Origin of the sequence: Paenibacillus sp. GD4 (assembly GCF_030846225.1) — a bacterium.
Classification (GTDB): Bacteria; Bacillota; Bacilli; order Paenibacillales; family NBRC-103111; genus Paenibacillus_G; species Paenibacillus_G silviterrae.
Genome location: NZ_JAVCYK010000001.1, coordinates 544,209 through 565,073, shown reverse-complemented (window position 1 = coordinate 565,073; position 20,865 = coordinate 544,209). Strand labels below are relative to the sequence as shown.

Below are 20,865 nucleotides of genomic sequence, written 5' to 3'. Positions count from 1 at the left end.
GTAATAAGTTGATTTTGCCCCTGTAAAGTTGTACAGTGAAATCGATATGCTCAAAAGCAAGGGGAAGGATAGATACCAATGGCAAAAACGATCATTACCAATGGAACCTTTATTACTATGAATGAAGAGACACCGATTCTCCAAGGATGCCTAATAATGGAAGACAATCGGATCTCTTACATCGGAACGAATGCCCCTGAACCGATAAATACATACGACCACGTGATAGACGGAAAGGGGAAACTGTTCCTGCCGGGCCTGGTGAATACCCATTGCCATGCCGCCATGTCTTTGCTTAGAGGATATGGTGATGATATGGCTCTGCAAGTATGGCTGGAAGAAAAGATGTGGCCGATGGAGGGACAATTCACGGCGCATGACGTACGAACCGGCACAATGCTGTCCATCCTTGAAATGGTAAAAAGCGGCACTACCACCTTCGTAGACATGTACGACCATATGAATGAAGTCGCGAAGAGCGTTGAAGAAACGGGAATGAGGGCTGTCCTCACCCGCGGCGTCATCGGGCTGTGTCCTCCTGAAGTGCAGGACGCCAAGCTAAAGGAAGCGGTACAGTTCGCCAAAGATTGGAACGGACTGGCAGGAGGACGTATCACGACCATGATGTCGCCTCATGCGCCATATACGTGCCCTCCCGATTACATTGAGCGTATCGTAGCTGCTGCTCACGAGCTTAATCTTCCGATCCATACGCATATGTCCGAAACAGCAAGGGAAGTGCAGGGGAATGTGGATCAGTACGGACTACGGCCGGTAGCCCATCTCGAAAAGCTGGGAGTATTCACTAGGCCGACTCTGGTAGCCCACGGCGTACATTTGACCGATGAAGAAATCAATGTTTTGGCCAAATACGATGTGAGAGTGTCCCACAATCCTAACAGCAACCTGAAGCTGGCCAGCGGCATTGCCCGTGTACCGGAGCTGCAGCGCGCAGGAGTGCTGGTGTCCCTGGGCACGGACAGCTCGGCGAGCAATAATAACCTGGATATGTTCGAGGAAATTCGCTTGGCTGCTCTTCTGCATAAGGGAGTCACAGGTGATCCGGTTGCAGTGCCTGCTTCCGCCGCACTGCGCATGGGCACGCTTGATGGTGCACGTTCGATCTGGTTGAACGATGTAGGGGCGCTGCAGCCCGGCATGAAAGCGGACATGATCGCCGTAGATATCGAGCAGGCTCATTATTATCCAAGGACGAATTACATTTCTCATGTCGTGTACGCAGGCAGCGGCAAAGATGTAACTGATGTGTGGGTGGACGGCAAGCAAATTATGCGCAAGGGCGAATGCTTGACGATTGATGAGGAAAAGGTTTTGTTTGAAGCACAGCGCTGCTTTGAGCGGTTGACGGGAGCTTCCTCGTAAGCCGAACGAACGGCGGCCGGAGGAGGTAAGCAAGTTGATTGCAAAACGTTGGAAGTGGATCGCATTGATAGTGGTCGCGGCCTCGCTTGGCATATTTTTAAGTGCAAAAATGTTCACCGGCATTATGGAGCCGGAATGGTCGGTCCAGCGGACAGCCGTTCAACAAGCTTATGAGAAAACGATTCTTGCACAAGCTGACAAAGTAGAACGGTTTGTCGGAGACCAAATTTATACGGTGATACAAGGAAAGGACAAAATCGGGCAGCCCGTTATCGTCTGGGTATCGGAAACCGATATCCGTACCGAAATGGCTTCCTCCGGTATCACGTCGGAGCAGGCGAAGCAAGGGCTGCTTTCCCAGCAGCCGGATGCCGAAATCCTGCGTATTCAACCGGGTATTCTGGACGGACAGCCGGTGTGGGAAGTGTTCTACAAACGCGAGCCTGAGGGAGAGAAGGAAAAGCACTATTATACGTACTATAAGTTCACGGATGGTTCTCTGATCGATACATGGAGGCTCAATATCCAATAAGGGAGGGAATGGGGGGTGAAGCGTCACGCTGTTGTTGCTGTCATCAGTTTGCTGTTATTGTTAGGCTGTCAGCAGGGGAGAGAGCTTTCACCTGCCGTCCTGCCTGATAAAGCGATGCCACCGAAAGGGAATGAGGCATTGCCTCCGGATAAAGCTCAGCTTGATGAGCAAAAGCCGCGAGCTTCAAACAAGCAGCCTTTTCGCTTTATTGTGATGGGGGACAGCCGCGGCGGCATCGGCGATGCTATTAATGAAGCTACACTGCGCCGGCTGCTGCAGCAGCTCAAGACGCTTCAGCCTCAGCCTTCGTTTATATTGTTTACCGGAGATCAAATCAAAGGGAGCAACGTGGATACGGAGCTCGCAGAATGGAAGAATATCGTCGATGATTATTATCCGGTCCATTTGTATTACCCTACCTTAGGCAATCATGATGATGACGAAGAATTATTCAGTAAGCACTTCGCTTATTTGCCTAACGAACAGCTGGAAGGCTATCGGAAATCGGTGTATTCATTTGACTACCAGGATGCACGTTTCATTGTGCTCAATTCCAATCGGACGAATGAGAAAAAGCAGTATATTATTGATGACAAGCAGCTGGCTTACTTGGACGATCGTCTTCAAACAAGCGACAAATCCTATGATTTCGTAATATTTCACGTTCCGGCCTACCCTGCCAGTGCCCATTTCGGAAAATCTCTAGATGCGGATCCCGATCGGCGCGATGCTTTGTGGGGCTTGCTTGACCGCTATCAGGTTACGGCGGCTATGGTCGGTCATGAGCACAATTACAATCGGCGGACGGTAGACGGCTCCTTTAACCAGCAGTTCAAGCATTCCATTTATCAGCTGACGGTAGGAGGAGCGGGAGCACCGCTTTATTCAACGGTAAAAGATAAGAAAAATGTGATTGCCGGGCCGAACCCGGTGTATCATTATATGGTGGTTGACATTGGTGCAGGAAAAGCTGAATTTAACGTATATGATGCGGACAATAAGTCCATCGATCGCTTCAGCGTATCCGCGCGGGCAAAGGAATGAGGCTGGGCAAGCTTCCACACATTACATCCGCATATGTGATAGATCATGTGCTATACTCTGAGTATAGCATTTTTTGTTGCGTATAAAGATGTTTATCTAAAATATATTCGTAGAAAGGGGGACGTTAGCTTATGAAGTTACGTCTCTTACCTGTTATATTGAGTGTTGTCGTGTCAGCCAGCGTATTGTTCGGCGGATATTTCGCATATCAAAGTGTTGCCATGGAGAACCCGCTGCAAAATGTGGTTACCAGCATTCCGGGAGTGGAGCTTGTCCAAATGAACTTGAGCGGAACGAAGGCGGAATTGGAGCTGAAGCTGGCTTCCGATACGAGTCTGCGTGATGTATATCAACAGATTCAGAAGCAGGGGGCATCCGTCATTGGAGATAAGCAGCTGCTCGTCACAATTGCCGGCGATTCTTCGCCGCGGCTGGAGCAATGGTGGTCCTCGGCCTTGTTTGAGGTTGCGCAGGCCATGGAAACGAAGCAATATGCGAATATTCCGAAATCGCTGCAAGCAAAAGCGGAGTCGTCCGGGGATGGACTGACCGTCTCTACGGAGATGGATGACAAGTATGTATATGTCACATTGAAAGACGGTGAATCCAGCAAACATATCATGCTTCCTCGGACACCGGCAAAAATGGGGGTGTGGCCGAATGAGTAAATATGGTAAAGAAATTTTACTGGGATCGATACCGGTTTTGATTTTGTTTCTTGTATTCCTTGGGGTGAATGTCATTCCCCTTGTATTTATGTCTGCGATTTTAGGTACGTTTCTCTATATGAACCGCGCACGCAGCGGGATGAATGTCGGCTCGGAACGGAAAACCCGCAGCAAGCAGCCCAGCTTCCTGACGTTCGAGGATATCGGCGGTCAGGACAGGGCGAAGCGGGAGCTTCAAGAGGCGCTCGATTTCCTCATCCGGGCTGAGGACATCAAGAAGCTCGGAATTCGTCCTATGAAGGGGATCTTGCTTACTGGACCTCCGGGGACGGGGAAGACGTTGATGGCCAAAGCTGCAGCGCATTACACGAATTCTGTGTTCCTGGCGGCTTCCGGTTCCGAATTCGTCGAGATGTACGTCGGTGTAGGCGCGAGCCGAGTCCGCGATTTATTTAAGGAAGCACGTGCGAAGGCAATTAAGGAAAACAAAGAAAGTGCGATTGTTTTCATTGACGAAATTGATGTGATTGGCGGTCAGCGGGCCGGAGGCCAGCAGCGTGAATACGATCAGACCTTGAACCAGCTTCTTACGGAAATGGACGGTATTCATACGAGCGAAAATCCGCGCGTGTTGATCATGGCCGCTACGAACCGTAAAGAAATGCTGGACAGCGCTTTGCTTCGTCCAGGACGCTTCGACAGACATATTGAAGTGGATTTGCCCGACAAAAAAGGACGTATGCATATTCTGAACATTCACTCCAAAAATAAACCGCTCGCGGAAGATGTAAATTTGGAAATGATCGCTCAGGAGACGTTCCATTTTTCCGGTGCCCAGCTGGAGAGCGTCATGAACGAAGCGGCGATCTACGCGATGCGCGAGAATAGCGAGCTGATCACGCAGAAGCACTTGTCACTGGCGGTGGACAAGGTAATGATGGGCGAGAAGACCGACCGTGAATCGACCCAGGAAGAGCGTGAGCGCGTGGCCATTCACGAGCTGGGTCATGCGATCGCGGCCGAGATGTTGAAGCCTGGATCGGTGTCACAGGTTGCCCTAAGCCCGCGGGGAAAGGCGCTTGGTTATGTGCGTCATAATCCGCAGCAGGATCAATACCTGTACACGAAAGAGCAAATCGAACAGCAAATTATGGTTGCCCTGGGAGGAGCCGTTGCGGAAGAAATGTTCTACGGCGGCCGTAGCACCGGTTCGCGCAACGACTTCGAGCAGTCGCTGAATATGGTGCGGACGATGATGGATTCCGGGCTTACCAAGCTTGGCATTATCGACAGAGATATGGTGACGAAGGAAGAGCTGATGAAAGAAAATGCTTCGATTCTAGAGGAGCTGACCGCTTCTACAAGAGAAATGCTGGAGCAATACCGTCAAGTATTCGAGCAATCGCTGGATATTTTGATCCGCGAGGAGACGTTAACCGGCGAGCAGTTCCGTCAGCTTCTAAGGGAACAGACGGACAGCAAGCATATTGCCTAGATCTAATTAAGCCATGAGGCGCAAGGAGCGCTTCATGGCTTTTCTTTTTTATTAGGTGCAACTTTTCTACAAAAAACAAGTCTAATATATTGGTAGATTTCGGCACAAAATGATAGAATTCGTGTAATAGAGAAACCAAGTTACAAACGTTTACATAAATGACATATCCATTCCAATACATAATGAACGAGGTGCATGATGAGATTTGTAGCTTATTGGTGTTCGTTGCTGATTACATTATCCTTACTGATCGCGGGTCAAGCCTCCGCCGCGGAAGCTCAGATTCAATTGTTTCTAAACGGAAAGGCGCTTGTGAGTGAAGTCCCGCCGAGGATCATAAAGGATAATACGATGGTGCCGATCCGCGTCATCGCAGAGTCGGTCGGTGCGAATGTGACCTGGGACGGCAAGCAGCGGAAGGTTGGAGTGAGTAAGGAGGATACCCAAATCCAGCTGACCATAGATAAGGCGGATGCCGTAGTGAACGGCAGCGTGCTTCGTCTTGAGTCGGCGCCGGTCATTGTAGAAGGGAATACGCTCTTGCCGCTCCGCTTCGTTAGTGAGCAGCTTGGCGTCAAGGTGACCTGGGATGAGCTGACCCGCTCTGTATTTCTTTTTCAATCCGAGGGCACGGATGTAGCACAGACAGACACGGACAAGCCACAGGCAAGCGCAGGCTCCCAGGACAAACCTTCAGGCAAGCCTGTCGAGAAGCCTGCCGATGTACCGGCCTTCATTCCGAGCAGCCCGGATAAGGTACCTGCGGGAGAGACGGCCAAGCCTTCCGTTACAGCTCCCACCAAGCCTGATGTGGCAGTGCCCGGCAAGAAGGATGAGCCGGTCATCATTAAAGCTGTTGCCGTTACCGGGGACAAGCTCTCCATCAATACTGCAGGCGGCACGGTGAAGCCGAATGTAACTATGAAGGCGGAAACGAATCAATTGATCATCGACATGCCCGGTACGGTGCTCGATAAGGAGACGATGAAGACAGCCGCAAATGGAGAAGGGAAGATCGACGTCAAAGCCGACTCCGTCTCGCAAGTTCGTTATTTGCTATTTGCAAAAGAGTCTTCAATCGTTAGAATAGTAGTAGATTTATCGAAAAAGGTAGATTGGAAGCCTATCGATAAGCCTGCCGCAGGCGAGTATGCCTGGAAGCTGATCCCGGTTAAAACCAAGGCGCTTGTGGTGATTGATGCAGGTCACGGCGGTAAAGACACGGGAGCCATTTCTCAGGCTACCAAGAGAAGGGAAAAGGACTTCGTTCTACCGGTGAGTATTAAGGTCGCTGAGCTTCTGGCCAAGGAGCCGCAGATTGAAGTGAAGCTGACCCGCTCTGACGATACGTTTCTGGAGCTGGCCGAGAGAGTCGCTATCGCCAACGAGCAGAAGGCGGATGTGTTTGTCTCTGTCCATGCAAATTCTACTACAAAGGAAACGATTCGCGGCACCGAAACGTATTACTATACGGAGCAAAGCCTGGATTTTGCCGAAATCATGCATAAGCATGTGCTGGAAGCTACAGGCTTTCCGGACCGCAAGGTGAAGCAGGGCAATTTCCATGTCATTAGAAATACAGAGATGCCTTCGGTACTGCTGGAGATTGGGTTTTTATCCAATCGAACGGAAGAATCGACGATGTTTCAGGAGGACTTCCAGCAAACGGTTGCCGCTGCTATTGTGGCTGGGATCAAGGAACAATTACATCTAAAATGACAGAGGAGTGAGTGAAGGATGGCTAAAACCAAATGGATTAAGACAACTACCGTTGCTGTCGTCGCTCTGCTTCTGGCAGCCGGATGCGGCCAAACGAAGCAGCCTGCCCAGGTTCAGGGCAATGCAGGTACGGCTGCTCCCTCCCAAACGCAGGAGAATGCCAAACCGCCCGCTCAGCAGGCGCCGGCAGCCCCGCAAACCCCGCAGGAGAAACAGCTGAAGATTAAAGCTTACTATGGGGATTCCGAGATGGAGAAGCTTCTGGAGCGTGATGTAACCATTTCCTATAAGCAGGATTCGGATAAGTATGCTGCGGCGCTTCAAGCTCTGCGTGTTAGTGAGGACAGCAAGCTGACTCCTCTATTTAAGGGGATTGAATTCAAATCCGTGTCGCTCAAAAACGGTCAGTTGAACGTAGACATTACCATCCAGCCGGAAGGCAGACTGGGTTCCGGAGGGGAGAAGCTGCTGCTGGATGCACTGGGTCAAACGGTGTTCCAATTCCAGGAAATTCAAGCTGTGGATGTACTGGTGGACGGCAAGCAGGTGGAGAGCCTTATGGGGCATATGGACCTGCCTCACCCTATCAAGAGGAAGTAGCTTTCAAGCAAGCACTAAGCAGAGGCACCGGCAGATTTTGAGAGGAGCAATCGCATTATGAAAAGAAGACGAAATAAGCAGCTGCGAAAATTATCCGCCACGGTACTGGCGGTTTCCTTGTTAATGAGCAGTACGGCCTATGCCGATACGATAATTCCATCGAGCACTACACCATCGGCGGCTGCGGCCGCCGGACTGGTACTTAGCTTCTCCGATGTAACCGCACAGCACTGGGCCATTAAGCACGTTACAAAGCTCGCTTCGCTCGGAATCATTCAGGGCTATGAGCGTAATGAATTCCGTCCGGAAAACTCCGTTTCGCAGCAGGAAGTTATTGTCATGGCGATTCGGATGATGGGACTCGAAAATGAAGTGAAGCGGAGCCGCACGGAGACGGTGCTTCCTTTTGCCGTAGATGATTTCTTTAAGCCTTATGTAGCTTACGCTTTTGACAAAGGCTTGATCACCGTTCAGGAAGAGACGCAAGGGACGACAACCAAAACGGCATGGGGCTCCAGAGAAGCGACACGGGAATGGGTGGCCAAGCTCGTTATTCGTGCCATCGGGAAACAGGCTCTGGCGAATCAGCTGAGCTCGGCTCAGACGAGCTTCTCGGACGGACAAGACTTCTCCTCGTGGGGAGGGGGATACATTAACGCCGCCGCCTCGCTAAAGATCGTCCAGGGCTTTGAGGATAACAGCTTCCAGCCGAAGGGCAAAGTGACGCGGGCTCAGATGGCAACCTTCCTCAGCCGGGCGGATGCGCATATGACGACGCGCTCGGAGCGTGTCACGATCGGTTATGTCATGGAGCGAACCGACAACAAGCTGGTGGTGCAAAATGCGATCGGGGAACAGTACGATTTCAGCCTGTCGGCGGATACCGTTTTCTACAGCGGCAAGGACGACAGCCGCATTCCTTCGACGAATCTGAAAATTACGAATGAAGTGTACGTAGTTTCGTATGGCAATAATGCTTTATACATAGAGCAGACGAACGATCAAGAGAAGCTTGAGGTTTTCGAGGGTACGCTGAATGAGGTGTTCGTCAACCAGATGGTACTGTCGCTTCAGCAGGCGAACGGGAAAAATTTATTTGAGCTGGACGGCAAGGTAACGGTTACCGATGCGGAAGGCCGCGGCTTGAGTCTCGGCTCCATTGTGCCTGGCAGCATTGTCGAGTTAAAGCGAAATCCGCTTGTCAAGAGCACGAAAATTACGCAGGTTGTAGTGAAGCAGGCTCCGGTGAGCAAGGTGGCGGAAGGAACCGTAGTCTCCGTCAACCGTGAGCAAAACCAAATCACGTTCCTGGAAGCGACGGGAAATCAGAACGAAACGTATCCGATATCGGCTAGAGTGTTCGTAACACTTCCGGACGGTTCGGCTGCAGAGCTGTCCAAGCTGCGGGTGGGCGATTTCGTATCCTATGACGTGAAGGCCAATGAACTCGCTTCCGTCACCGTTCGCAAGCAGGCCGATGTTACGGTCAGCACCCAGGGCAAGCTGGTGAGCATTAACCATGACAGCCGCATCCTGACGGTAACGGACAGCTCTTCGAAGCTGGGATCGTACTATCTTGCCGATAACGCGATAGTGGAGATCGAAGGACTGACGAACCCAAGCTTCTACGACATCGAAGTGAATGACGATCTGCGGCTGGATATTTTGAATAATAAGGTAGTAAAGGCAACCGTGACCAGCCGTTCGGTGGCTCCTTATGTGTTCGCCTCCATCCTGAGCTACGACCCGGATACGAAAGCACTGATGATTTCTACCGACAACGGATCCATTGCCGCTTACCGGTTAACGGATTCCACCATCATCAAATACGGAGAATCCACTCTGCCGTTAAGCAACTTCCAATCGATGTTCACGAAGGGCAAGCGTGTGGATCTGAAGGTTTCCAAGGATAAGGTCGTATCCATCCAGTACACGTTGGCCTTGGAGGGAACCGTATCTTTGATTAACGCCGGGGCTACTTCCGCAACGCAGGGAGAAATTACGATTCGCACGGCAAGCGGACAAAGCATCGTGATGAAGACGAACTACAGTATTGCTGTAGACTCGCAAAGCAAAGCGAACGGCACGCTGGCCGATTTGAAGGTGGGAGACAACGTCAAGGCAACGCTCAGCTATGGACAGGACTACGTGACGGCTATTGCGGTCAAGCGGGTAGGCGTCTATAAGACGATTATGACAAACGCTTCTTCGCGGCAAGTTACGGTGAAGGACGAAACCGGTGCGAGCCATATCGTTGTGGTCGATACGGACGACAAGATCGTCAATCCGGGGAAAGCCACCCATGCATTCTCGGATATTGCGGTTGATGAGTATGTGAAGGTTTCCTATGACGGCTCGAAGCTGGATAAGGTCGTGCTCATGTCGACGACGCGAGGCAAAGTGACGGCGGTGGATGCGGCAGCCGGTACGATTACCGTGCAGGACTTCGCGAACGGCGTGCAAGTCGTTCCTGTAGGCCAGCAGTATATCATTAAGCAAAACGGCACAACCACGGCGGCTCTTACGAATATTAAGGTTAACGATCGTGTGGAAATTGCCAAAGATGCGAATGACAAGGTGACGATTTATGTTGCGACGGCGATGAAACGCACCATTCAGTCCTATGATGTCGTGCTGAATACCTTGTTCCTTAAGCCTGCTAACGGCGTTACCCAAAATTCCTTTAACTTCTTTTCTAAAGCGTATTTGCACAAGGGAACGCAGCAGGTGGCCGCCAATGCCTTTATGGAGAACGAAGAAGTGACGATCTATTTAATTGATAACAAAATTGTGGAAATTGAGAAATAATCGGCCTTATTGTGTAACCTTTTTTATGGAAAATCCGTCTAATGCGGCATAGGGCTGCGAAGACGGATTTTCTTTTTTTTTCGGAAAAAGTTCGTAATTTGTCAGCATCGGTCATTGATTCGTCCGGCAGGATTGAGTAAACTGTTACTATACCGTCAGAGGAAGGGGCGTTAGGGCCATGAATGCAAAGGTGCGCCATATACTCGACACGATTGCGGAAATGTTCCCCGATGCCCACTGCGAGCTGAATCACGCCAATCCGTTTGAATTAACGATTGCCGTACTGCTCTCGGCGCAATGCACCGATGAGACGGTCAACAAGGTGACGGCTACGCTCTTTCAGAAATACAAGCGTCCGGAGGATTACCTGGCTGTGCCGCTTGAGGAGCTGGAGCAGGATATTCGCCGCATCGGTCTGTATCGCAACAAAGCCAAAAATATTCAGGCGCTTTGTGCGCTATTGCTGGACAAGCATGGCGGTGAGGTGCCTCGGGAGCACGAACAGCTCGTGGAGCTGCCCGGGGTAGGACGCAAGACGGCCAACGTCGTCGTTTCCAACGCCTTCGGCGTTCCGGCTATCGCCGTGGATACGCACGTGGAACGGGTATCCAAGCGATTAGGACTAGCGGGTCCGGACGATTCGGTATTAGAGGTCGAGAAGAAGCTGATGAAGAAGGTCCCCCGTGAGGAGTGGACAGATACGCATCATCGGTTAATCTTCTTCGGTAGATATCATTGCAAAGCGCAAAATCCGAACTGTGAAGCGTGCTCACTACTTGATTATTGCCGAGATGGAAAAAAACGTATGAAAACCGCCGTAAGCAGGAAACCTAGAACAAAGGCGATCAAGGAGAAGTCCGCCAAAGCTTGAAATCGAAGGGATTGAATCGTATGAAATGCATTTCTGTGTATACGAAGGATTTTGAAGTATTTTCCGACATTTATGAAAAGGTGCTCAGCACTCCATTAGAGGAAAACGAAGAGAAGCAAGTGGAAGGCGTTATGGTATCGGATTCGGGCAGCGTACCGGAACATTACCTCGACCGGATGAAAACCCGTCCTGAGGTCGTCGTGATGAAGGTGCGCGATAAAGATATTACGATTCTTCAGCATCGCGATTTATTTGAAATTTTTATCCCGGAAACGGAAAATATGGTACACTAAAAACCGAAGCGATTCGGTTTTTTTGTTTGTTTGCGGGGAACAAGAGAGAAATGAAAAGTGGAGTGGGAGTAGGGGAGCTATGAACAGCGTGATGACAACAGGGGATTTGATGCAGCAGACCGTCAAAGGACTGCTGACACAGGTAGAGCAGGCCTCGGATCGGGAGCATGCCAAGAAAGTTAAACAGCTGCTGGAGAAGGCGGAAAGCGAAAGGCTGTTTATCGCATTCTGCGGACACTTCTCGGCGGGGAAGTCAAGCTTGATCAATCGGCTGTGCGGGCATCCGCTGCTGCCGTCGAGTCCGATACCGACAAGCGCTAATATCGTACGCATTGCTTGCGGGGAAGCCGGAGCCCATGTGGTGTATAGGGATGAAGCAGGCTCCAAGGAACGCGTGGAGCGCGTCCCGCTTGAGGGATTGGCCGAGCATTGCCGGAACGGAGAGGCGATCGAAACGGTCGAGATTCGTTACCCGATTCCGTTTCTCGGGGAGCACGCAGCGCTGCTGGACACTCCGGGGATCGACTCGACGGACGATGCGCACCATTTGGCGACGGAATCGGCCTTGCATTTGGCGGACGTCGTCTTTTATGTGATGGATTATAACCATGTGCAATCGGAGATCAATCTGTCCTTTACGAAAAAGATGAAGGAGTGGGGCAAGCCGCTCTATCTGATCATTAATATGATCGACAAGCACAGGGAAGCGGAGCTTCCTTTCGCGGCGTATCAGGCAGGGGTTCGCGAGGCGTTCGCGAGCTGGGGGGTTCAGCCGGACGGCATTCTCTACACCTCGGTGAAGGAGCCGGACCACCCTCACAGCGAGTGGGTCAAGCTGGACTGGCTGTTGAGCCGGCTGATCTCGCTGCGGGAGCCGCTGATGCGGCTCAGCCTGGAGAAGTCGGCGAAGGCCCTTGCTGCGGCGCATGCGGCGAAGATGGCTGAGCGTAACGAGCCGGCCAAGGAAGCGCTGCGCGCGAAGCTGGACGCCGACGAGGGGCTCGAGGAGGCGCAAAGGCTCTACGCGGAAGCGAGTGCCGAGCTGAAGCGGCTGGAGGCGCTGCCGCAGGAGCGGGAGGCAGCGCTGCGCAAGGACGTGACGGCGGTGCTCGACAACGCCAACGTCATCCCGGCCGTAACGCGCGACCTCGCGCACGAATATTTGCAAAGCCGCAAGCCCGGCTTTAAGGTAGGCTGGTTCGCCGGCGCCGCCAAGACGGCGAAGGAGGTGGAACGCCGGTTAGAGGAGTTCCATAAGGACTTTGCCACCCAAGTGGAAACGCAGGTGGCCCGTCATGTTCAGCAGACCGTCAAAGCGGGCTTCGAGGGCAGCGGCCTGCCCTCGGCGGAGCTGATCTCGGCAGCGGAATCGATCCATGTAAACGTCACGGCCGATTGGATGGCATCCCTGGTGAATGAAGGCGCCGTCTTCGGCAACGAGTACACGCTTACCTTCTCCAAGCAGCTCTCGGCTGAGGTGAAGGGCCAGTACCGCAAGGAAGCATTCGCTGTGCTGGAGGCGCTGGCCGTGCAGCTGGCCGAGGCGCTCGCCCCGCGGCGCGCGGAGCTGCAGCGGCTGGCCGCGCCGCAGGAGCGCCTCAGCGGCCTGCGCCAGCTCGAGCGGCTAGCCGCCGAGGAAGCCGCCTATGCGGCTTCCCTGGCGACGCCGCTCGCCGCGCTGGCCGCGCCTGCGCCGGCGCGCCGGACCCGGCCGCCGCCCCTGCGGAGGCGGCGAACGCCCCAGCCGCGCGCGGCGGCGCGGCCCCGGCCGGCGAGCCCGCCGCGGGGCTCGCCTGGATTGCGCCGGCGGCCGCAGGGCCTGCCGGCGAAGCCGCCCGCCGCGGGGGCGCGGCGACGCTCGCCGGGGGCGAGCATCGCCGCCGCTTGCGCGAAGCCGCCGCGCGGCTGGACGCCGCCGCGCAGGAGCTCGCGGGCGTGGCGCCGCTCGCGTCGCTCCGCCGCTCCCTGCGGGAGAAGGCGGAGCGCCTCGGGCAGAGCCGCTTCACGATCGCGCTCTTCGGCGCCTTCAGCGCCGGCAAATCGTCGTTCGCCAATGCGCTGATCGGCGAACGCATCCTGCCGGTGTCGCCGAACCCGACGACCGCGGCGATCAACAAAATCATGCCGCCGGAGCCCGAGGCCGGCTGGCCTCACGGCACGGCGAAGGTGCGGATGAAGAGCGCCGAACGGCTCGCTTCCGACGTGCTGTACTCGCTGGAGGTGCTGGGCTTTCCTGCTTCCGATATGACAGACGCCCTCCGGGTAATCGGCGGTCTCCGGGCAGACCAGATTCCGGGCAAGGGCAAGCCGCACTATTCCTTCCTGAAGGCCGTGGAGAAGGGCTGGTCCGAGCAATCGGCGTATTTGGGGCAAGAGCGGAAAGCTACGCTGGAGCAGTTCCGGGAATACGCTGCCGAGGAAGCCAAGTCATGCTTCGTCGAGCTGATTGAGCTGTACTACATGAACCCGCTGACCGAGCAAGGGGTGGTCCTGGTCGATACGCCGGGAGCGGATTCCATCAATGCGCGTCATACCGGGGTTGCGTTTGAATACATCAAAAATGCCGACGCCATTTTATTCGTGACTTATTATAATCATGCCTTTTCCCATGCGGATCGGGAATTTCTGCTGCAGCTCGGCCGGGTGAAGGACAGCTTCGAGCTGGATAAAATGTTCTTTATCGTCAACGCGGCGGATTTGGCTTCCTCGGCGGAGGAGTTAAGCGGTGTCGTAGCTCATGTCGAGAGCAACCTCGTGCAGCACGGCATCCGCAAGCCGAGAATTTATCCGTTATCGAGCTATTACGCGCTGGAAGGGAAGGTCGAGCAAAACGAGACACTCACCGCCCAATCCGGGATTACGCAATTCGAACAGGAGTTTATTCGGTTTACGTTCGAGGAGCTGACCGAGCTGGTCATCAAGGCAGGCGAAGCCGATATGCGCCGTGCCATGGAGGTGCTCAAGCGGTGGATCGCCAGCGCGCAATCGGATGAATCGGAGCGGCGCCGTGAAGCGGAGCAGCTTCGCGCCGACGTTCAGCTGTCCTTATCGTCCCTTCAGGGCTCGGATCCGTCCGCGGAGCGAAGGGAGCTGACGAAGGAGATCGAGGAGCTTCTCTATTACGTAAGGCAGCGGACGTCGTACCGGTTCGGCGAATTTTTCGGGCACTCCTTTAATCCGGCGGTCTTCCGTGAGGAGGGCAAGGACGCCAAAGCATTGCTGCAGGGAGCATGGGAGGAGCTCAAGCGAATGATTACCTTCGATTTGTCCCAGGAGGTACTCGCCACAACCCTGCGGATCGAGAACAAAATTAACAAGCTGATGGATTTGGCTGTCCAAGAATGGACAGCAGCCATTCGGACGCGGATCAACTCGTTCGACCCGACTTCGCAGCCTGCCTTGAAGCTGGAGACACCCGAGCTGAAGGCATCGCTGCAGGCGGATGAAGTTACGGTGAAATGGCTGCAGAGCTTCTATAAAAATCCGAAGCAGTTCTTCGAGGGGGACGGACGGCAAAGCCTGCGTAAAGAGCTGGAGGCTAAGCTGGTAAGACCGATGAGTGAGTTTGCCGAGGCCCAAGCAGCCCAGCTCGTCCGAGCTTATCAGGACCAGCTGGAAGCGGCCTATCGTTCTCGCAGCAGCTTCCTCACGGAAGCGCTGCAGGAGCATGCAGACGGACTGCTAGCGGCCTTGGAGCAGCCGATCGACCTGCCGTCGCTCCAGAGCAAGCAAAGCCGTCTTCACGATCTTATCGAATCCTAAGCGCAATACACCGGGCTGTTCCTTTGGGGACAGCCCGTTTTACAAGATATTTGTGAAAAGGCTTACATCAAGGGGAATTGGCACTATATGCATGAAATAAGTGGATTGTATCCCCATAATGTGAGCAAATGGAGAAATTCCCCACGATAAGCAAGTTTACGGGAACCCGCACTGTTGCCGCACTCTACGTATGGTGATAGACTTCAATTCAAGCAAAGCGCTTTCTTAAGTGAGGTGAATCACAGCTTAGGATGTATTGGTTTTTCAAGGATTAAAGCGTTTTAATTATGAATGAGGAAGCTGCGCCGAAGAGCTCCGTTTACCGGACTCAAGACCAGGAATGGACGCAGCCGGCTTTGCCGCGGACATAGGTGGAGCTGCATAGGGGAGGGTCATGCGTTGGAAGTTTTTAAACAGCTGCGAGAGTATTATTGGAACGAAAAAAAGTTTTTCTTCGCCTCCTTCTTCAGCTTGATGGCGGCAACGGCACTAGGTTTGGTGTATCCGAACCTGCTGCGCTATTTGATCGATGAAGTGATCATGAAATCACAGTTTCAATCCGTGCCGATGCTCGCCCTGCTCGTCGTAGGCGTTATGGCCGTGAAAGCAACGTTTCAGTTTCTTCATGGCGCCTCCAGCGGCCGGCTCGGCAATCAGGTTGCCTTTAACCTGCGGAAAGCAACCTACCATAAACTTCAATATTTGTCGTTCCAATACTACGACAAGGCGCGTACAGGCGATTTGATGTCCCGTTTGACGGCGGATTTGCAGGCGGTCCGTGATTTTGTAGGCTTCGGCTCGGTGCAAATTCTAAACGTTTTCATGATGTTCACCTTCGGGACCATCATGATGATGACGATCGACTGGAAATTGACGCTGCTTACTATGGCTTCCATGCCGTTTCTGGTATTTACGGCCATCCGTTTTGAAGGAAAAATTCATCCGGCCTTTCGTTCGATTCGCAAATCGATGAGCTCGATGACCACCTCGGTGCAGGAGAATATCACGGGAGTGAGAACCGTGAAATCGTTTGCGCGCGAGCCGCACGAAATCGACAAATTCTCGGAACGCAACGAGGATTATCGAGTGAATAACGTATCGACCGCGGGAATATGGGCGACCTATTTTCCGGTGATGGAGCTGTTTGCCAATCTCAGTGTGGTCATCCTCCTCGGAGTCGGAGGTTACATGGTCATTCAAGGCTCGATATCGCTTGGAGAGCTCGTTGCCTTCTTCAGCCTTATCTGGTACATCATCGGACCATTGTGGCAAATCGGCTTTCATATTAACAACTTCACCCAATCCAAGGCGGCAGGGGAACGGCTGCTCGAAATTCTTCATCAATACGTTCACGTGAAGGATAAAGAAAACGCCATCAAGCTGACAACGGACCGGGTGAAAGGGCATGTGAAATTTGAAGGGGTAACCTTCGCCTATCCGGAGAAGCAGCCTGCCCTCCAAAGCTTTGAGCTGGACGCTCCTGCGGGCTCCGTGATCGGCTTGCTCGGCGGTACCGGTTCGGGAAAATCCACTGTGATTCAGCTGCTGCTGCGTGCGTATAACGTGAAGGAAGGCCGGATCTCGCTGGACGGTGTAGATATTCGCGATGTCACTCTGGAGAGCCTGCGCGAGCAAATGGCCGTTGTTTTCCAGGAGACGTTCCTATTCTCCTCGACCATCCGCAACAATATTGCCTACGGCGTGAAGGAAGCCTCCATGGACGAGATTATTCGGGCTGCGAAGCTGGCCAAGGCACATGATTTCATTATGGAGCTGCCTCTTGGCTATGATACGATCGTTGGGGAACGAGGTCTCGGACTGTCCGGCGGTCAGAAGCAGCGGATTGCGATTGCAAGAGCCATTCTGAAGAATCCGAAAATTTTAATTCTGGATGACGCTACAAGTGCAGTCGATATGGAAACCGAGCATGAGATTCAGAGGGGTTTCCAAGAGGTCATGGAGGGCAGAACGACCTTCATTATCGCTCACCGGATTTCCTCGCTGAAGCATGCGGATGAAATTATTGTGCTGGAGGAAGGAAAGATAGTGCAGCGCGGCACCCATGATCAGCTGATGAAGCAAGAGGGACCTTATCTGGAGACGTACAAAATTCAGTTCGCCGACCATCCGGATGAAGTGGAAGACAGCGCAGCGACGGAGCCGCCCGGCCGCGTGTCCATGGCGGTGCAAGAGCAAGGCGAACAGGAAGCGGCGGCAGCTGCGCAGCAGAAGGTCAGGGGGTTCGTGCATTGAGTAAGAATGCCAAGCAACAGACGGAGCTAAATCAACGGTTCGTTTACCAGGATGACGAAGAGCTGGATAAAGGCTTTGACTGGGGACAAGTGAAACGCCTCAGCGTTTATATGAAGCCGTATGCCAAACAAATTATTTCTGTCATTGTCACGATGATGTGTGTGGGAGCGCTCACGAAGCTGCTGAATCCGCTGTTGATCGCTTATGCGATCGACAACGCTTTGACCGGCGACGGGGATCAGAAGCTGCTGTTTTACTGTGTCGGGGGCATGCTGACTCTCTATTTGATCCAATGGTTTGCCAACAGCTTCCGGATCCGGTATACGAATATGATCGGGCAGCGCGTCATTTATGATTTACGGCATGATTTGTTCAGCCACATTCAGCAGTTATCCTTTAAATTTTTCGATAAGCGTCCGGCCGGCTCGATTCTGGTAAGGATTACAAACTACGTAAACTCTTTGCAGGACCTGCTGGCTAACGGGGCGGTCAACCTAATGATCGACTGCGTGCAGCTTGTTGGGATCGTTGCGATTTTGCTCGTGTACAATGCGAAGCTGGGGGCTGCGATCATCATCACAGTGCCGATCATGTTCGTAATCTCCACCAAGCTGAGAGTACATATTCGCCGCTCCTGGCAGGTCGTTCAGACGAAGCAGTCCCGTATCAACGCCCACTTGAACGAGTGCATTCAGGGCATTAAGGTGACGCAGGCTTACACGCAAGAGAAGGAAAACATCGCTTACTTCGACGAAATGAACAAGGACAATCACCGTATATGGAATCGCGCTTCGACCTTGAACCAGAGCTTCAACCCGCTGATCGAGGTGACGGGAGCGATCGGTTATTGCATCTTGTTCTGGCTCGGCGCTTATTTGATTCAACAGGAGCAAATTACCGTCGGTACGCTGGTTATGTTCGCTACGTATATCGGCCACTTCTGGGAGCCGATCAACCGGTTGGGCCAGATGTATTCCCAAATGCTCATTGCGATGGCTTCCTCGGAGCGGATTTTCGAATTCATCGATGAACAGCCGACGGTGGCGGAGCATGAGAACGCTAAGACGCTCCCTGCGATCCAAGGCAACATCCGGTTTGACGCCGTTGAATTTGAGTATGAGCCGGGTCGTCATGCATTGAAGCGAATCGATTTGGATGTCAAGGCAGGCCAGTCGATTGCACTTGTCGGACACACAGGCTCCGGAAAAAGCACCATCATCAACCTGCTTTGCCGTTTCTATGACGTTACGAACGGGTCGATCCTGATCGACGGGCATGATATCCGGGATGTTACGATCCAGAGCCTGCGCTCTCAGGTCGGCATTGTTCTGCAGGACACATTCATCTTCTCCGGGACGATTCGGGATAACATTCGCTTCGGCCGTCTCGATGCTACCGATGCGGAGATCGAAGCGGCAGCCAAGGCGGTACGGGCGCATGATTTTATCGCCGCTCTTCCGCACGGCTACGATACCGAGGTTCAAGAGCGAGGCAACGTGCTTTCCATGGGACAGCGGCAGCTGATCTCCTTCGCGCGGGCTCTGCTCGCGGATCCTCGCATCCTCATTCTGGATGAAGCTACGGCCAGCATCGACACGGAGACCGAGCTGAAAATTCAGGAGGCGCTGAAGACGCTGATGGCCGGTCGTACTACCTTTATCATCGCTCACCGGTTATCTACGATTCGCCATGCCGATCATATTCTCGTGCTTGATCACGGGAATATTATGGAGCAGGGCAATCACGAGCAGCTTATGGCTCATAAAGGGATCTATCACGGGCTCATCCAAGCCCAATATCGTTTCCTCCGGGAAGTGGTATAATCCCGCTGCGCACGGTCGGAAGCGTTCGTTTTCTTAACCGCAACAGCCTCTTGTTCCCCCTCTCGAAAGGGGGAGCGGGAGGTTTTTTCTCTTTTTCTCGGCTTTTTTCGGAAGGGTCCGCATAGAATGAAAGAAATAGGCGAAGGTTCGCCAATTCATAACAACCGGGAGGTAAGTAGACGTTGATAATGCGTAAAGGAAGCTTGAAATGGATCCTGGAAGCCGTTCAATGGTTGATTGCCTTAGTTGTTATCCTCAGCACCATGCTGACCGGGCGTTGGTATGTCAAAGCCCATGTGGAGGAGCGCTACGACGTGTATTTGGACGACCAGCCGCTTGGAACCGTATCCAATCCGGAGGAGATAAAACAATGGGAAGAAAAGCAGCGTCAGGCGTTTCTGGAGTCGTGGGGACTTACCAATGTCCAGGTGACCTCGAATCTGGACCGCTTACGATTTGAACTAAATGAAAGCTTTTCCCAAGAAAACGCCATCGATGTCGTGCTTTCCGAGTTGGGCAGCCGCATCGTTTTTGGCGTGCTGGCCACGGAGCTTCGGGTGGACGGTAAATCGCTGGGGTTTCTCAAGGACCGGAGCACCGCCGAAGCGCTGCTGGCAGAGCTGAAGCAGCCCTTCGTAGGCAAAACCAAGAAGGTGACCGCTTTATCGGCTGACACGGTGGAACCGGTGAGCGCCCACATGGAAACATACGCCGATTTCGTTCAGAAGGTCGAGCTCATCGATACGCCGGTAACTCCCGATCGGATTACACCGACGGAACGCATCCGGGAAACCATTGCCGCAGGTGAGGTCCAGCCGGTCAGCTATAAGGTGGAGAAGGGCGATGCCATTTCGAAAATCGCGAAAAAGTTCAACATTCCGCAATCTCAAATTTACGCGAATAATCCGGAGCTGAAGGGCGATTTTATCAAGATCGGCCAGGAGCTGAATATTACGGTTCGTCAGCCGCTGCTTGCCGTGAAAACGATGGAATCCCGTAAAGAAAAGGTAACGGTTCCTAGCGGGATTGTATATGAGAAGGACGACAATCTGAAGCAGGGGATCATTCAGATCGTTTCACAGGGCAAGCCCGGCGCCAAGCTGAAGACCTACCAAACCACGCGGATCAATGGCAATTTGGTGGAGGAGGTCGTTACGGAAGAGCAGGAGCTTGAGCCGCCTGTGCAAACGGTAGTGAAGCAGGGAACGAAGGTTGTTCCGGGTGTCGGCACCGGACGCTTCTCCCTTCCGGTGTTATCTCCCCGAGTTACCAGTGAATACGGGCAGCGCTGGGGGAGAAAGCATTCCGGGATGGATCTGGTATCCGATAAAAAAACCATTTTGGCCGCAGATCATGGGAAGGTGGTATTCGCCGGCGTGAAGTCCGGTTACGGGAATACGATCATCATCGATCATCAGAACGGATATGAAACTCTGTATGGACATTTGAGCAAGATTGAGGTTCGCGAAGGGCATCCCGTCGAAAAAGGGGAAAAAATCGGCATCATGGGGAGCACCGGAAACTCTACCGGCGTGCATCTGCACTTTGAGGTGATGCGCGACGGACAGCAGGAAAATCCGATGAAATATTTAAGCATCTAGCGAAAGCTGTGCA

Annotated in this window: 15 protein-coding genes; all 15 read left to right on the top strand. The window is 53.1% G+C overall.

The features are described 5' to 3' along the window. Positions 1–78 precede the first annotated feature (78 nt). The 15 genes from RAC89_RS02515 (at position 79) to RAC89_RS02445 (ending at position 20,852) form a co-directional block, all read left to right on the top strand. Positions 79–1,383 (top strand): amidohydrolase, encoded by a 1,305-nt coding sequence (locus tag RAC89_RS02515; protein ID WP_306611547.1) that lies wholly within the window; start codon positions 79–81, stop codon positions 1,381–1,383. 34 nt (positions 1,384–1,417) lie between these two features. Beyond that, positions 1,418–1,915, top strand: coding sequence for a cell wall elongation regulator TseB-like domain-containing protein (locus RAC89_RS02510; protein WP_306611546.1), 498 nt, complete (start codon positions 1,418–1,420; stop codon positions 1,913–1,915). 15 nt (positions 1,916–1,930) lie between these two features. Next, positions 1,931–2,959 carry a metallophosphoesterase family protein gene (locus tag RAC89_RS02505; RefSeq protein ID WP_306611545.1) on the top strand — a complete coding sequence of 343 codons (1,029 nt, stop codon included), beginning with the start codon at positions 1,931–1,933 and terminating at the stop codon, positions 2,957–2,959. A gap of 131 nt (positions 2,960–3,090) precedes the next feature. After that, positions 3,091–3,627 carry a hypothetical protein gene (locus RAC89_RS02500; protein ID WP_306611544.1) on the top strand — a complete coding sequence of 179 codons (537 nt, stop codon included), beginning with the start codon at positions 3,091–3,093 and terminating at the stop codon, positions 3,625–3,627. Next, positions 3,620–5,122: an AAA family ATPase gene (locus RAC89_RS02495; RefSeq protein WP_306611543.1), complete on the top strand. Its 1,503-nt coding sequence runs from the start codon at positions 3,620–3,622 to the stop codon at positions 5,120–5,122. Before RAC89_RS02500 ends, RAC89_RS02495 begins: the two co-directional genes overlap by 8 nt. 225 nt (positions 5,123–5,347) lie before the next feature. Beyond that, a complete protein-coding gene (locus RAC89_RS02490; RefSeq protein ID WP_306611542.1) occupies positions 5,348–6,841 on the top strand; it encodes an N-acetylmuramoyl-L-alanine amidase in 1,494 nt (497 codons plus the stop codon). A gap of 18 nt (positions 6,842–6,859) precedes the next feature. Beyond that, positions 6,860–7,441, top strand: coding sequence for a GerMN domain-containing protein (locus RAC89_RS02485; protein ID WP_306611541.1), 582 nt, complete (start codon positions 6,860–6,862; stop codon positions 7,439–7,441). Positions 7,442–7,498: 57 nt separating this feature from the next. Beyond that, positions 7,499–10,249, top strand: a complete 2,751-nt coding sequence (locus RAC89_RS02480) for an S-layer homology domain-containing protein (protein ID WP_306611540.1) — start codon at positions 7,499–7,501, stop codon at positions 10,247–10,249. Between the two features lie 178 nt (positions 10,250–10,427). Then, positions 10,428–11,120, top strand: a complete 693-nt coding sequence (gene nth, locus RAC89_RS02475; RefSeq protein ID WP_306611539.1) for an endonuclease III — start codon at positions 10,428–10,430, stop codon at positions 11,118–11,120. A gap of 20 nt (positions 11,121–11,140) precedes the next feature. Then, positions 11,141–11,413 carry an NAD/NADP transhydrogenase alpha subunit gene (locus tag RAC89_RS02470; protein ID WP_284644896.1) on the top strand — a complete coding sequence of 91 codons (273 nt, stop codon included), beginning with the start codon at positions 11,141–11,143 and terminating at the stop codon, positions 11,411–11,413. Further along, positions 11,373–13,475, top strand: coding sequence for a dynamin family protein (locus RAC89_RS02465; RefSeq protein WP_306611538.1), 2,103 nt, complete (start codon positions 11,373–11,375; stop codon positions 13,473–13,475). The genes RAC89_RS02470 and RAC89_RS02465 overlap by 41 nt, the downstream gene beginning before the upstream one ends. Further along, positions 13,379–15,175: a dynamin family protein gene (locus RAC89_RS02460; protein WP_306616028.1), complete on the top strand. Its 1,797-nt coding sequence runs from the start codon at positions 13,379–13,381 to the stop codon at positions 15,173–15,175. The genes RAC89_RS02465 and RAC89_RS02460 overlap by 97 nt, the downstream gene beginning before the upstream one ends. 399 nt (positions 15,176–15,574) lie before the next feature. Continuing rightward, positions 15,575–17,428, top strand: a complete 1,854-nt coding sequence (locus RAC89_RS02455) for an ABC transporter ATP-binding protein (protein WP_306611536.1) — start codon at positions 15,575–15,577, stop codon at positions 17,426–17,428. Next, the gene (locus RAC89_RS02450; RefSeq protein WP_306611535.1) at positions 17,425–19,251 is read left to right on the top strand and encodes an ABC transporter ATP-binding protein; all 1,827 of its coding nucleotides are present in this window, start codon (positions 17,425–17,427) and stop codon (positions 19,249–19,251) included. The genes RAC89_RS02455 and RAC89_RS02450 overlap by 4 nt, the downstream gene beginning before the upstream one ends. A gap of 188 nt (positions 19,252–19,439) precedes the next feature. Continuing rightward, positions 19,440–20,852, top strand: coding sequence for a M23 family metallopeptidase (locus RAC89_RS02445; RefSeq protein WP_306616027.1), 1,413 nt, complete (start codon positions 19,440–19,442; stop codon positions 20,850–20,852). The last annotated feature ends 13 nt before the right edge of the window (positions 20,853–20,865 follow it).